This window comes from Chryseobacterium antibioticum, from assembly GCF_012927325.1.
GTDB classification, from domain to species: domain Bacteria; phylum Bacteroidota; class Bacteroidia; order Flavobacteriales; family Weeksellaceae; genus Chryseobacterium; species Chryseobacterium antibioticum.
In genome coordinates, this window is sequence record NZ_JABBGI010000038.1 from 1 (window position 1) to 13,245 (window position 13,245).

A 13,245-nucleotide genomic window follows, 5' to 3' on the forward strand; every position below is an offset into this window, starting at 1 on the left:
GATGCTGATTATAATCCTTGAAATTCATACAGATACCTGATATACAGTTAAATGTAATGAAAATAAAACAGTAAAACAAGTACTTTTATAACAAAAAGAATCTGCCTCAGTTGTGAGACAGATTCTTAATTTTTTATATATTGTCAGGGGTATTTTTGCTGCCTCGTAGTTTCCGCCAGGCTTTTCGGCCATAAACAATGACCAGAATAATCAGAATCACCGCTAATGCTGCCGCAATAACCGGTGCAGCCATGGCCAGTATAGTCATGATGCCCGCTCCTGCCGTTTCAGTTGTACCTACCACAGCATTTCCTAAACCTCCCGTGGTAGCAGTAGAAGCCGCCCTGATTCCTGCAAAGCCGGAGCTGATCGTGGCTGCCGTTCCCCCTCCCGCAATTAAGGCAAGCGCCCACTGCGGAAAAGTCCCCAGATCTGCAAACTGACTGGCAAATAAAACAGAACCCGCCACCGTAGCCAAAGGTACCGAGATCGTATCCAGCAGATGATCCACAAAAGGAATATAATACGTTAAAATTTCAGCGACAGTGGCAATGCCCGTTGTAATAAGCGCTGGAAGCCCGGCAAGCCAGTCAAAGTGCTCATTCATCGGGATCCAGTGACAATAAGAAGCAAGGCTTACCGCAAACATGGGCAAAAAAACTCTGAAGCCTGTCGCTGCAGCCAAACCGATGCCGATAAAGGCACTCAGTACGTAAGAGAAATAGGGAATATGGTCTAACATTTTAATTTTCAGATTTATTGTTTCCCCTAAAATTACAAAAACTATGCAAGATTTGATGAAAATTTATAACCTGTGAAATCATAAAGGATTTATTTCCCGCGGATTTCTCTGATTACACAGATATTTGTTCTGCATGAAATAAAAAAGATGAGCTGTAAAGAAGATATTAAAGTCAAAAGAAATGATTTCACAAAGAATTAAAGTTCTTCTCTGTGAAATCTGTGCGATCAGTGGGAATAAAGTCTCACCATTTCATTGGTAAATTGCTACACTATTACATTGTTACATTATTAAGCCTTCTTCTGCATCTGGCAGAGCTTGATAAACTGCTCTTCCACCTCCTGAAACTTTGCCGGTATTTCAGAAGAAACCCAGAACATCATGGCTAATGTTTTTTCTCCGAAAGATTCTTTGTATAAATTCTTGTTCAGTCGGTAACACTCCCTTAGAAGTCTTTTCACCCTGTTTCTGTGGACAGCCTTTTTGAAATATCTTTTAGAAACGGAAACACCAAACTTGTGATTTTCAACCGGAAAATTAGGTTTGTCTTTCAGAATGATAATTCTTAGATTTCCGCAGCTCCTCCATTTACCTTTATCAAAAAGTAAGGCGATCTCAGTATTTTTCTTGAGTTTTTCTTCTCTGGAGTATTTGAAGTTTTGCATTAATCTTGTTTCACTAAATAATTAATCACTTCAGCTGCAGCATACAATCCGAAAATTGCAGGAATATAGCTTACCGTGCCGTAGAAAGACCTTTTGTAATTGGCTCCATCAGTCAGTTTCAGGCTTTCCTCCTGTTGAAGTTCATTGGAGAAAACACATCTGAAGCCTTTGTTGATATTTTCTTTTTTAAGTCTTTTTCTGATTTGTCTGGCCAGGAAACAGTTTTGCGTTTTGCTGATGTCTCGTACCATTACCTTACTGGGATCTGTTTTTCCACCGGCTCCCATAGAGCTGATGAGTTTTATTTTCTTTCTTTTGGCTGCTTTAATCAAACATAGTTTGGGCGTAACGCTGTCGATGCAGTCCAGAATATAATTAAACTTATCCGATTCAAGAACTTCATCCATTCTTTCCGGATTAAGGAATTCATTGATCTTAGTTAGATTAAGTCCGGGGTTGATGTCCAGAAGTCTTTCCGCAACCACTTCCACTTTATGCTTTCCTACCGTAGAATGCAGGGCTGGAAGCTGTCTGTTAATATTCGTGATATCTACCGTGTCGCCGTCTACAATCGTCATGTTTCCCACACCCGATCTGGCTAGAAATTCTGCGGCAAAAGAACCTACTCCTCCCAAACCTATCACCAGAACATTTGCCTTATTAAGCTTTTCTAACCCTTCTTCTTTGATCAGGAGTTCCGTTCTCTCCAGCCAGTACTTATCCATTCTTTATCGTGTCTAAATTTTCTAAAATGTGTTCGTTCAGTTTTTCCAAAGAAATACCCTTTAACTCCGAAACTTTTGAATATAATTCTTCAATATTAAAACATTCATTATCAGTTTCTAAAAAGATTTTATCAAGGGGTGTATTCCTTACAATATCCTGCAAAGATAAATGATACAAAACAGCTTTTCCAAAACTCAAATAAAAATTATTTTTCAGGAGGTCTTCAGCAATGCGTTGCTTTTTGTTAAAACCATGAATGATAACCGCCTGTTCAGCTTTCTTTTTTAAAGAAATAACCTCATAAAATTTTCTGACACAATGAATGATTAAAGGTTTTCTGATCTCATTGGAAATAAGAATTTGTCTTAAAAAAACTTGCTCCTGAACCTTTTGAGGGGTAAAAATCATAGAATCCAAGCCACATTCTCCAATGGCCACACAGTTTTCCGAAATATTTGATTCCAGCCAGCTGAACTGTTCTTCCATAGAATCTACAGCGATATCTTTGGGGTGTATACCTATAGAATAAGCTGATTCCGGTGGAACCGTCCCGAAGTCTATATTGTAGATCCCGTCCCGAGTATTCTTCTTATGATGGTGAAAATCAAAAAAATCCATTCACAAAAGTACGATTATCCAGAAAATTAATTTAAAATTATTAAACGAACGTTTATAATTGTGTTAAAAATTTCTTAACTTTACTCAAAGTACACTTCATGAGAAAAAAATTTACAGAAAAACAAATCCATATATTGGATATTGCTGAGGAGCTTATTGCCAAAAAAGGGTATGAAGGAACCTCGTTAAGAGATATTTGTTCCAAGGCCAACATCAATGTGGCGATGATTTCCTATTACTTTGGTTCCAAAGAAAAAATGATGTCTTATCTTTATCAGTACAGAGTACTGAAAACAAGAGAGAATTTTTCAGAATTTGCGGATACCATAAAGGATGGCAAACCTGAAATGCAGCTGAGAGAGATCATCAAATACATTGTTTCCCAATTATTCAAATACAACTATTTCCACGGGTTTGTGACCCAGGAACTCAGGCATACGGAAAACTTAAAAGATGAGCTGCTGGATTTCTACCAGCTGTTTGTTAAGAAATTGGACGATGTGATCAAAAAGGGGGTGGCTTCAGGAGTATTTACTTTCACACCGAAGCCTGAAGATATCCTTACCATGATTATAGGTTCCACATTATTCGTTATCAGGAATAAAAACTTTTATGAGCTGTATGTGCCGAGTAAAAACGAAGAAGCCTATACCAAAGAAGCGGAGAAAAAAGTGAGAATGAATCTTTTAGTCAGTGTTTTTGCTATTTTGGGATACGCTGCAGACTAAATTTACGTTAAATATTCATAAAAAAAAATCTATTGACAAAAAAGTTATATTTTTGCAAATTAGTAAATCGGCCGTATAATCCGAAAACTGTTGAATTTTTTATATGAAAAAATATATTTTAGGTCTTTTTGCTGTGGCAGTTGTTTCCTCATGCGTAAGCCAGCAGGAAAGAGCAATGAAGAGTGCTGACAAGAATTTTATCTTAAAGGCAGCGAATGATAATTTTACCAAAAAGAAGTGGAAAAACGCATTGGCTCTATATGACAGGCTTACTAACCTTGTAGCAGGAACAGATGATTTCCCCAACGTAGGTTTTAATACTGCTTATGCTAATTATTATGACAAAAGTTATAAACTGGCAGGACATCAGTTTAAAAACTTTGCGGTGAACTTTCCTAAGGATCCAAGAGCAGAAGAAGCGGCTTATATGTCTGCATTATGTTACTATGAGGGTTCTATGGATTATAATTTAGACCAGTCTACTACAGAAACTGCGATCAATGAGCTTCAGGACTTCCTGACCAATTATCCGAACTCTGAGAGATCTAAAAATATCGGTCAGCTTGTTGACGAACTGTCTTATAAACTGGAATTTAAAGCATACGAAAATGCCAGACAGTATTTCAAGATGGCTGAGTATAAAGCGGCGAACGTAGCAATGGAAAATGTATTGGAAGATTTCCCAAGTACCAAACTCCGTCCGAAAATTTATGATTATATCATGAAGTCCCGTTACGAATTGGCTGTAAAGTCAATTTATGACCTTAAAGACGAGCGTATAGAAAGTGCTCTGGCTTATACAAAAATGGTAGAAAAAGAACTTCCGAATACAGAATATGCAAAAACAGCAGCAGATCTGAAAGGAAAACTGGAAAAAGAAAAGCAAGACTTTGTTGTTGTTAAAAAACAAACAGAAGCAAGAATTGCAGCTTTAACGGCAAAACAGAAAAAAGAGGCAGAAAGACTGGCAGAAAAAAATAAAACGGAGCAGCAAATCAACGATCAGATCAGCAATGAAAAGAAAGCAATGCAGATCCAGAGGGATAGTGCGGCACTTAATACCCCTCCACCAGCTGCCACTTTCAAAATCCAAAGATAATTCGTAAATTTGCCGTCTTATTAATAAAATAATTTTCTCAAAATGAGTGTAAAAGATACAAAAGCAGAAGTAAATACTATTACTTACGATAAAGACAAGATTGAAGATAAAGTAGGTTCAATCTATGAAGCTATTGTTATCATGGGAAAGAGAGCAGAGCAGATCAATGCGGAGATCCGTACGGAACTTCACAATAAATTGGACGAATTTGCTGTGCACAATTCTACATTGGAAGAAGTTTTCGAAAACAGAGAGCAGATAGAAATCTCTAAACATTACGAAAAACTTCCTAAGCCTACTTCTATTGCTATCGAAGAATGGCTGAATGAAGATATCTATTTCAGAAAGACAGAAGACAGAAAATAATTATTTTTGTTTTTAATCATATGAAGGTCATAAGGGAATTTAATTCTTTTATGACCTTTGTCTGTTTATATCCGGCTTTGTGCGAAAAAATAAGTAATTTAGTATTTCAAAAAATTAAAACTAAATGAGTGTTTCCGGTAAAAAGATACTTATCGCTGTTTCTGGTGGAATTGCGGCCTATAAAATTCATTTCCTCATCAGGGATTTTGTGAAAAAAGGAGCCGAAATTCAGGTGGTCATGACTCCAGATGCAGAACAGTTTGTAACAAAACTAAGTCTTTCAACCCTTTCAAAAAAACCTGTCTACTCAGATTTTTACAGTGATAACGGTACCTGGAACAGCCATGTAGAGATGGCTCTGTGGGCGGACGTAATGATCGTCGCTCCATGCACAGCGAATACATTAGCTAAAATGATTCATGGCATGTGTGATAATCTGGTTATCGCGACCTATATGTCTGCTAAATGTCCCGTATTTATTGCCCCGGCCATGGATCTGGATATGTATGCACATCCTTCCACCAAACAAAACCTTGAAATGGCGGAAGATTATGGACACTTTATCATCCCCGCTGAAACGGGAGAATTGGCCAGTGGATTAATAGGGCAGGGAAGAATGGCAGAACCTGAGACTATTGTTAAAACTGTTGAAAATTTCTTTACTTCTGGTAACCATATCAAAAGCCTGGAAGGTAAAACGGTGTTGATCACGGCTGGACCTACCTATGAAGCCCTTGATCCTGTTAGGTTTATCGGGAATCATTCTTCAGGTAAAATGGGCTTTTCCCTTGCTGAAGAAGCGTCGATGAGAGGCGCCAGAGTTATTTTAATCTCCGGACCCAGCGCTCAGACCACCGATGATAAAAATATAGAACTTCATAAAGTAACCTCGGCCAGAGAAATGCTGAATAAAGTTTTTGAATTCTATGACCATATCGATATCGGTATTGCCAGTGCCGCAGTAGCAGATTATGCCCCCAAAGAGGTGGCGAAAGAAAAAATTAAAAAGAATGACGAAAATTTAACCATCGAATTGGTTAAAAATCCCGATATTCTCAAAACAATGGGTGAAAAGAAAACCCACCAGTTTCTTGTAGGTTTTGCCCTTGAAACTCAGAATGAAGAAGAAAATGCCAAAGGAAAACTGGAAAAGAAAAACCTTGATATGATTGTCTTAAACTCCCTCCGCGACGAAGGAGCGGGCTTTAAAAACGATACCAATAAAATCAAAATATTCACCAAAACAGAAAAAAAGGAATTTGACCTTAAATCCAAAAATAAAGTGGCCGTAGATATTCTGGATTTTGTTGAGGCTCAACTTTTAAAATAATTTTAATAAATTTCCGTTCTCAATTTTAAATAGATAATGAAAAAAATCATAAGCCTATTCTTGCTGCTCTTTATATATAATCTGAGTTTTTCCCAGGAACTGCTTGCAACGGTACAGATCAACTCCCAGCAGCTGGGAGGAAGTAACCAGCAAGCCTACAAAGCCCTGGAAAAAAGCCTTAGAGACTTTATCAATAATACCAGCTGGACCGGAAAAAAACTCCAGAATTTCGAAAAGATCAAATGTAATTTCGCGGTTGTTATTGCTGAAAAAGATGGAAACAGATACAAAGGAAGCATTGTAATTCAGGCTGTACGTCCGGTTTACAATACCAACTACGAATCACCACTCATCAACCTTCAGGACCAGAGATTTGCCTTTGAATACATTGAAAATGAAAATCTTGTATTTAACGAAAGACAGTTTTCCGGAAAAAACCTGATCGATGTCGTAAGTTTTTACGTATACGTGATTTTAGGCTATGACGCAGACAGTTTCCAGTCTATGGGAGGGGCACAATGGTTCTCCAAAGCCCAGCAGATAGCTCAAAATTCGCAGAACAGGAACTATGAAGGGTGGAATGTCATCAATGAACCCCGAAGCCGTACGATACTGATCAATGAGATCATCAATCCGAACTGGAGCCAATTGCGTTCTACAATGTATACCTACCACAGAGCAGGCCTGGATAATTTATTCAATCAGGATCAGACTGCCGCAAAAAAAGTGATTTTTGATGCCCTTATGCAGTTGAAAATGTATGAAAACTCCTTTCAGCAGTCTTATTACTTCAATCTGTTTCTCGACAATAAAAGTGATGAGATCTTCAATGTTTTCAATTCCGGAAACAATGGAGGACTTATTATGAATGACCTGAAGCAGCTGATGATGACCCTGACGCCCAAATATTCAGAGAACAAATGGAGCAAGTGGAAATAAAATCCGCCAGTTTTAGCCATTGAATACCGAATACTAAATTCTATATTTGCATTACTTAAAGTAATCAGCTATTATCCATGCTTTCGAGAATTTACATTAAAAACTTTGCCCTGATTGATACTCTTGAAGTATCATTGAATAACGGTCTGCAGGTAATTACCGGCGAGACCGGAGCTGGGAAATCTATTATTTTAGGTGCCTTAAGGCTTATTCTTGGGGAAAGAGCAGAAGTAAAATCTATTGCCAAATCGGAAGAAAAAAGTATTGTAGAAACTGAATTCGACCTAAATAACCAGTTCAAAAAATTCTTTATTGAAAATGATCTGGATTATGAACATCAGACCATCATCAGACGGGAAATTCTTCCGTCGGGAAAATCTAGAGCGTTCATCAATGATGTACCCGTGACCCTTGATGTTCTTAAAGAATTGACGTCTCAACTTATTGATATTCATTCCCAGTTTGAAACCTCAAACCTTTTTACTTCAGAATATCAGTTTAAAATTATAGACGGACTTTCTGAAAATAAAAAGGCGATTGAAGACTATCAGAATGAATTTTCTGACTTTCAGAGCTTAAAAATACAGCTTAAAAAGCTTCAGACTCAGCTTTCCGAAAACAGAAAAGAAAGTGACTACAAAGAATTTCTGTTGAACGAACTTGAGGAGCTTAAATTGGATGATGTAGATTATGAAGACCTTCAGAATCAGTTGTCTGTTCAGGAGAATGCTGAAATGATCTCTGAAAACCTTGTCCAGATCCTGTCCAGATTTCATCAGGAGGAAGTGGGGATTTTGTCTTTCTTTAACGAAGCCAAACATAAACTGTCACGAATTGCTGAAGTTTCAAACGGCTTCTCAGAACTTGATGAAAGGCTGGAAACCTCTTTTGTAGAACTGAAAGATATTATTTCCGAACTTGAAAATGAGTCCGAAAGAATAGAGATCAACCCAGTTAATCTGGCGATTCTTGTCGAGCTTAATAATAAAATCAATGCCCTCTTTTTAAAGCATAGCATTTCTGATATCAATGAGTTGAGAGAACTCAGAGATCAGCTCGCAGGTGAGCAGAAGGGAGCCTCAGAGCTGGAAGATCATATTGTTGAGATCCAGGAAAACATCTCCAAAAAAGAGAAAACACTTCAGGCCCTCGCCGAAAAGCTTTCAAAAAACAGAAAGAAATCAGTACCTGTTTTCATTAAAAAAGCAGAAACTCTTCTTAAAAAATTAGGACTTGAAAAATCCAGAGTGGATATTGAACTTCAGGATACACCAGAGTTTAATGCATTTGGAAAAGAAAATATACAGTTGCTCTTTCAGGCCAACTCAGGCTTTCCTTTAAAGCCAATCCAGACCGCTATTTCCGGGGGTGAAAGATCCAGAGTGATGCTTGCCGTGAAAAAGATCATTGCTGAAAGTGATGAGCTTCCAACCCTTATTCTGGATGAAATTGATACCGGAGTTTCCGGAAAAGTAGCCGAAGAAATAGGAAATCTGATGAGAGAAATGTCTGCGGATATGCAGCTCATCGTTATTTCTCACCTGGCACAGGTAGCTGCCAAAGGAAATGACAATTACAAAGTTGTAAAACGCGATATTTCCGGCAAAACACAATCTACCATCATTCCTCTGAACGAAGAAGAAAAACTAAACGAGATCGCTCAGCTTCTTTCCGGAAGCAAAATTACCGAGGCCGCACTGGCACAGGCGAAAGAATTAATTGGCTAAGATCAGTAGTATGATGATAAGAGATCTCACCCTGAGCGAAGGCAAGGCGAAGGGTCTATTTCTCTAACTCTTCAATCCTTTTCTTTATGGTTTCTATTTCTGTGTCTTTCTGATGGATTTCCCTTTTCAGCATTTCAATAAATTCTTTCTGATTTTCCAACAAAAATTCTGGAACATTACAATAATAGTTACCACTAATACTTCCGTTATTACTTGTAATTGTATTTTCAAAATAGTTGGTAATACTTTTATTCTCGTCAGTTTCTTTTATTTCTTCAACGTTTGTATCCAACAGTCTTGAGATTCTTTCCCATTCTTCATCAGAAATTTCCACTTCACCTTTTTCTTTCCTGCTGTATTGGGTCTGGCTGATGCTCAGATATTCTGCCAGATCTTTTTGGGTGAAAGCTTTTTCATTTCTTCTTTTTATTAATTTTTCCTTTACCATAGAGCATTTTTTACAAATGTAGAAATTATTCGAATATAACCGAATACAGGCGAATAAAAAAATCTAATGTTGTATTGAAAAAAGTTTTTTCTTTGTACTAATTAAAATTCACAAACACATGAAAAAACAAAGCTTCCTTATGCTACTATTATCAGCATTCTTATTCTTCGGGTGCCGGCAGGAGAGCCTATATGTAGATCAGGAATTACAAAACAATAGTCCTGTTTCTAAAAATTATGTCATCAATGATGCTGAAATCAAAAAAGATGCACAATTGTGGTCAAAGCTATCGGGTATACAAGCTGGTCTTTTCGGGAGTGATCCTAAAGCCAAAAACAATGATCCTCTTTTAGACGGTGCCGTTATTATGACAGACTATGCAGGAGTTGTTGAAAAAAACGGTATTACTACCTATACATTTCAGATAAAAAGAATATATCCATCCAAGGATACCGAAAATCTTGTGGTAAGAAAAAATGCTGATGGTAGTTACTCGGGTCTTCTTATCCAGTATCATCTTTCGAAGCAGGAAATACAGGCTTTTCAGAATGCCGGAAAACCTCAGGATATTAAAGGAAAAATTAGTGCTTATACAATTAATGATATTAATATAAATTCTAAAAATGGAAGTGGTGGATACACCTATTCTGAACAGATAGGATGTTTGGTGGTAAATTATGAAATTATACCATGTACAAGTTCTGATCAGCACACGAATCCAAACCAATGTGCTCTGACAGGGGTTGATGCTCCTCAGATTATACTGATGTCTGTGGATGACACTCATTGTAACCCGTCAGGAAATCCGGGAGGCTCTGGTACAGGATCAGGTCCAGGAGGAACTCAGGGTGGTGGTTCAGGAGTAGGAAGTACTACTCCGACTGAGTTTCTGTACAATACATTTTTATTCACAGATTTTGGGGATGCATATAATATATGTGCAGCTGGAGACAGCCAATGTGAAGCTAACAGGCAGCTCAACATCGAGCTTCAGGCTTATCTGCTGACATTACCTCCTCCAACAAGTATGCTGAGCAGCTATCTTCATACCTACCTTACTGTCAAAGGTTATTTTAAACTGAATGGGGGTACTTCATTTTTAACAGACCGTCTGAGTCTAATGGCTGGCTGGTATAATAATCCTGCAAATGCAAGCATACCTTACACCGAAAGAGATAAATTCGTGAATTGGGGATTGAATTTTCTTATTCAGAATCCGGATGTTACTTGGACACGGTTTGAAAATTGGTTTTTAGAAGAGACACTAAACAATACCTTACAAAATGAATTCCTTGAAGATTGGGCAGAGCCAGACAGAGTAAAGCCAACAACAAAGTTTAAAAATCATGCTAAGCTTAATGGAATTTATAATAAAATTAAAACTGCAGCAAATTTCAATCAGATTTTAAAAAACTTTACTCCCGAAGGTTCCGTAGCACATTTGATGTTTGATATTGGGGCAGTGTATAAGCAAGAAGCCCAAGCGGAGACTTCTGAGCCTGTGAATTATTGGATAAAAATTACTTTTAATAAAAATAAAAATTGGGCAGATATACCTAAAATTGTAATAGCACAAACATTTATACATGAATTAATACATGCAGAAATTTTAAGGCAATTATTAGCTGTTGCTAATTCTAATGGAAGTATTGACGAAGCAACTCTTTTAGATTATGCAAAGAATCATAAAAATATAGAATTATTTAATGCTTACGTGAAGGCTAAAACTAATGATGCAGATTTTCAACACCAATTTATGGCTCAAAAATATGTGACAACAATTGTTAATTTTTTAAAACAAGTGTATGGAAATCAATATACTGATGTTGAATATAAAACAGTTGCTTGGATGAGTAGTCTTAAAGGAACAAAGGCATGGAACTTGTTACCTCAATCAGAAAAGGATTTATATATTAATACATTTAACACAAATTATTGGCTATGGGAACTTTAAATAAACTATTAATATTAATATTATTATTAAATATTGCCTTTTTATATTCACAAAGTTGTATTATTAAAGTGAATAAAAGTGATTCTATAAAATTGGAAAAACAAGATAATGAATATTATAAAGAATATGTGCTTTCCATCTATAATCCAAATTTTAATACGAATGAAATAGTCAAGAACTATAAAGTCTCACCGATAAAAAAAACGATAAAAAAAAACGACCAGATTTACAATCTTACAAAAACTTCTGAAAATAAATTAAAGAAGAAGTGTTTTTCAAAGGATTTATTATTTCTTATTGAGAGTAAATTCTATAAGCATATAAAAACTTTCTGAATAAGACAAACCGCAGAATTTTCTGCGGTTTGTTTTACTTATTGGCTAAAAAACTGTAACATATTTTACATTATATTGACTAATATAAAAAACTAAAATATGTTTCTAAAGTTCCTCAGACTGGAAATCAAAAGCTTTTTCCGTGGTACCTCTGTAGGCGTGAATCTGGCTATGAAGATCCTTCGTTTTATAGGAATCCTTTATTTTATGGCCTGCCTGGCTGGAGGTGCTTTTGCCGCATTCTTCTACGTACGGGACGAAATGCATCAGGATCCTTTAAAAGCGATTTCAAAACTTTTAGTTGTTGCCTGGGCGGTAGACCTGGTTTTAAAGTATATATGGCAGGAAATGTCAACCCAAAATATTAAGCCATTCCTGACCCTAAATATTCCCAAGAATACGCTGGTCAATTATATGCTCGTGAAAACCTTTCTTTCCGCATTGAGCTGGCTGAATTCCCTATTCTTTATCACCTTTTCCGTCATTGCCATGTTCAACGGATATAGTGTTTTCGGCATTCTGGCTTGGTTTATCGGGATTTCTTTTTTGTTTTACCTGAATAATTTCATAAACATTCTCTTCAATGATAAAGAAATTGTCGCCATTATGGTAGGCTGTCTCTTTGCTGCGGTTGCTGGTCTCGGTTATTACCATATCGTACCTGTACTTTCTTCCTCAGAGAGTTTTATATACAGCTTCTATCAAAATCCTTACTTTATTATTATTCCAATCGTGTTGTTTTTTGGTTTATGGATCATATGTTTTAAATATGTCCGTAAAGAATTCTATCTCGATCAGGGTCTGGAAGCTAAAAAACAGTTCGGAAGAACAGAAAATATTGCATTCTTAAACAAGTATGGAGTCATCGGAACATTCATCAATAATGATATTAAAATGCTGAGAAGGAATAAAGTAACCAAAGGAATTCTGATCGGAAGTTTTTTATTCCTTTTTTACGGAATGCTGATGTACACTTCTGTGATCTATAAAACACCTGCCATGATGATGTTTATGGGGCTGTTTGTAACGGGAGGGTTTCAGTTTCTTTTCGGGCAGCGGGTTCCTGCTTTCGACAGTTCGTACTATCCGTTGATGATGACCTTAAATGTACCTTACAAAGAATATCTCAAAGCAAAATGGTGGCTGATCAATATCGTGACAGCCGCTTCAATGATTATTGCGCTGTTTTATGCGTATTTTGGATGGGAACTCTATATCACATTTTTTGCCGCAGGACTTTATAATATGGGCGTGAATTCTCAGTTTACCCTGTGGTCCGGAGCTTTTAACAAAACCCAGATTGATCTTAATTCAAAAGAGAAAAGGATAGGGCAGAAAAACAGTTTTAACCTGAAAGCGATGCTCCTTCTGATTCCAAAAATGCTGCTTCCGATGGGTGTTTTTGCTGTGTCAAAATACTTCTTTGGAATGACAGCGGGCGTCGTAAGCATAGCTATTTTAGGGCTCGTGGGATTTTTATTCAGAGAAAAAATATTCGATATCATTGTCAAACAATATAAACGCGAAAAGTACAGTACACTGGAAGCATTTAAAAACAAAGACTAAAC

The 13,245-nt window shown here is 36.8% G+C and carries 14 protein-coding genes; 9 read left to right on the top strand and 5 right to left on the bottom strand.

Annotated features, from left to right (window positions below):
* Positions 1-133 precede the first annotated feature (133 nt).
* The 4 genes from HHL23_RS20410 to HHL23_RS20425 form a co-directional block, all read right to left on the bottom strand.
* Positions 134-742, bottom strand: a complete 609-nt coding sequence (locus HHL23_RS20410; protein ID WP_169236588.1) for a DUF4126 domain-containing protein — start codon at positions 740-742, stop codon at positions 134-136.
* A gap of 290 nt (positions 743-1,032) precedes the next feature.
* Entirely contained in the window at positions 1,033-1,407 is a 375-nt protein-coding gene (gene rnpA / locus HHL23_RS20415; protein ID WP_169236589.1) for a ribonuclease P protein component, read from the bottom strand.
* The gene (locus HHL23_RS20420) at positions 1,407-2,132 is read right to left on the bottom strand and encodes a tRNA threonylcarbamoyladenosine dehydratase (RefSeq protein ID WP_169236590.1); all 726 of its coding nucleotides are present in this window, start codon (positions 2,130-2,132) and stop codon (positions 1,407-1,409) included. The genes rnpA and HHL23_RS20420 overlap by 1 nt, the downstream gene beginning before the upstream one ends.
* Positions 2,125-2,751 (bottom strand): TatD family hydrolase, encoded by a 627-nt coding sequence (locus HHL23_RS20425; protein ID WP_169236591.1) that lies wholly within the window; start codon positions 2,749-2,751, stop codon positions 2,125-2,127. Before HHL23_RS20425 ends, HHL23_RS20420 begins: the two co-directional genes overlap by 8 nt.
* A 98-nt stretch (positions 2,752-2,849) precedes the next feature.
* Between HHL23_RS20425 and HHL23_RS20430 the strand changes: the two genes are divergently transcribed.
* The 6 genes from HHL23_RS20430 to HHL23_RS20455 all read left to right on the top strand — a co-directional run bounded on the left by HHL23_RS20430 (position 2,850) and on the right by HHL23_RS20455 (position 8,940).
* Positions 2,850-3,479, top strand: a complete 630-nt coding sequence (locus HHL23_RS20430) for a TetR/AcrR family transcriptional regulator (protein WP_169236592.1) — start codon at positions 2,850-2,852, stop codon at positions 3,477-3,479.
* 103 nt (positions 3,480-3,582) lie between these two features.
* Positions 3,583-4,578 carry an outer membrane protein assembly factor BamD gene (locus HHL23_RS20435; RefSeq protein WP_169236593.1) on the top strand — a complete coding sequence of 332 codons (996 nt, stop codon included), beginning with the start codon at positions 3,583-3,585 and terminating at the stop codon, positions 4,576-4,578.
* Positions 4,579-4,620: 42 nt separating this feature from the next.
* Entirely contained in the window at positions 4,621-4,944 is a 324-nt protein-coding gene (locus HHL23_RS20440) for a DNA-directed RNA polymerase subunit omega (protein WP_027372958.1), read from the top strand.
* A 124-nt stretch (positions 4,945-5,068) separates the two neighbouring features.
* A complete protein-coding gene (coaBC, locus tag HHL23_RS20445) occupies positions 5,069-6,274 on the top strand; it encodes a bifunctional phosphopantothenoylcysteine decarboxylase/phosphopantothenate--cysteine ligase CoaBC (RefSeq protein ID WP_169236594.1) in 1,206 nt (401 codons plus the stop codon).
* Between the two features lie 36 nt (positions 6,275-6,310).
* The gene (gene porD / locus HHL23_RS20450; RefSeq protein ID WP_169236595.1) at positions 6,311-7,213 is read left to right on the top strand and encodes a type IX secretion system protein PorD; all 903 of its coding nucleotides are present in this window, start codon (positions 6,311-6,313) and stop codon (positions 7,211-7,213) included.
* Positions 7,214-7,290: 77 nt separating this feature from the next.
* The gene (locus HHL23_RS20455; RefSeq protein WP_169236596.1) at positions 7,291-8,940 is read left to right on the top strand and encodes a DNA repair protein RecN; all 1,650 of its coding nucleotides are present in this window, start codon (positions 7,291-7,293) and stop codon (positions 8,938-8,940) included.
* 55 nt (positions 8,941-8,995) lie between these two features.
* Here the strand turns inward: HHL23_RS20455 and HHL23_RS20460 are convergent, their stop codons facing one another.
* Positions 8,996-9,388, bottom strand: coding sequence for a helix-turn-helix transcriptional regulator (locus HHL23_RS20460; RefSeq protein ID WP_169236597.1), 393 nt, complete (start codon positions 9,386-9,388; stop codon positions 8,996-8,998).
* Positions 9,389-9,506: 118 nt separating this feature from the next.
* Between HHL23_RS20460 and HHL23_RS20465 the strand changes: the two genes are divergently transcribed.
* The 3 genes from HHL23_RS20465 to HHL23_RS20475 all read left to right on the top strand — a co-directional run bounded on the left by HHL23_RS20465 (position 9,507) and on the right by HHL23_RS20475 (position 13,243).
* Positions 9,507-11,342, top strand: a complete 1,836-nt coding sequence (locus tag HHL23_RS20465) for a hypothetical protein (RefSeq protein WP_169236598.1) — start codon at positions 9,507-9,509, stop codon at positions 11,340-11,342.
* The gene (locus HHL23_RS20470) at positions 11,330-11,677 is read left to right on the top strand and encodes a hypothetical protein (protein WP_169236599.1); all 348 of its coding nucleotides are present in this window, start codon (positions 11,330-11,332) and stop codon (positions 11,675-11,677) included. The genes HHL23_RS20465 and HHL23_RS20470 overlap by 13 nt, the downstream gene beginning before the upstream one ends.
* Before the next feature lie 99 nt (positions 11,678-11,776).
* Complete coding sequence (locus HHL23_RS20475; RefSeq protein ID WP_169236600.1) at positions 11,777-13,243, top strand: DUF5687 family protein; 1,467 nt, start codon at positions 11,777-11,779, stop codon at positions 13,241-13,243.
* Positions 13,244-13,245: the final 2 nt, after the last annotated feature.

Coding starts and splice junctions, on each gene's coding strand:
- HHL23_RS20430 (WP_169236592.1), top strand. CDS start 2,850: ATGAGAAAAAAATTTACAGAAAAACAAATCCATATATTGGATATTGCT.
- HHL23_RS20460 (WP_169236597.1), bottom strand. CDS start 9,388: ATGGTAAAGGAAAAATTAATAAAAAGAAGAAATGAAAAAGCTTTCACC.
- HHL23_RS20440 (WP_027372958.1), top strand. CDS start 4,621: ATGAGTGTAAAAGATACAAAAGCAGAAGTAAATACTATTACTTACGAT.
- coaBC (WP_169236594.1), top strand. CDS start 5,069: ATGAGTGTTTCCGGTAAAAAGATACTTATCGCTGTTTCTGGTGGAATT.
- rnpA (WP_169236589.1), bottom strand. CDS start 1,407: ATGCAAAACTTCAAATACTCCAGAGAAGAAAAACTCAAGAAAAATACT.
- HHL23_RS20455 (WP_169236596.1), top strand. CDS start 7,291: ATGCTTTCGAGAATTTACATTAAAAACTTTGCCCTGATTGATACTCTT.
- HHL23_RS20470 (WP_169236599.1), top strand. CDS start 11,330: ATGGGAACTTTAAATAAACTATTAATATTAATATTATTATTAAATATT.
- porD (WP_169236595.1), top strand. CDS start 6,311: ATGAAAAAAATCATAAGCCTATTCTTGCTGCTCTTTATATATAATCTG.
- HHL23_RS20465 (WP_169236598.1), top strand. CDS start 9,507: ATGAAAAAACAAAGCTTCCTTATGCTACTATTATCAGCATTCTTATTC.
- HHL23_RS20475 (WP_169236600.1), top strand. CDS start 11,777: ATGTTTCTAAAGTTCCTCAGACTGGAAATCAAAAGCTTTTTCCGTGGT.
- HHL23_RS20420 (WP_169236590.1), bottom strand. CDS start 2,132: ATGGATAAGTACTGGCTGGAGAGAACGGAACTCCTGATCAAAGAAGAA.
- HHL23_RS20425 (WP_169236591.1), bottom strand. CDS start 2,751: ATGGATTTTTTTGATTTTCACCATCATAAGAAGAATACTCGGGACGGG.
- HHL23_RS20435 (WP_169236593.1), top strand. CDS start 3,583: ATGAAAAAATATATTTTAGGTCTTTTTGCTGTGGCAGTTGTTTCCTCA.
- HHL23_RS20410 (WP_169236588.1), bottom strand. CDS start 742: ATGTTAGACCATATTCCCTATTTCTCTTACGTACTGAGTGCCTTTATC.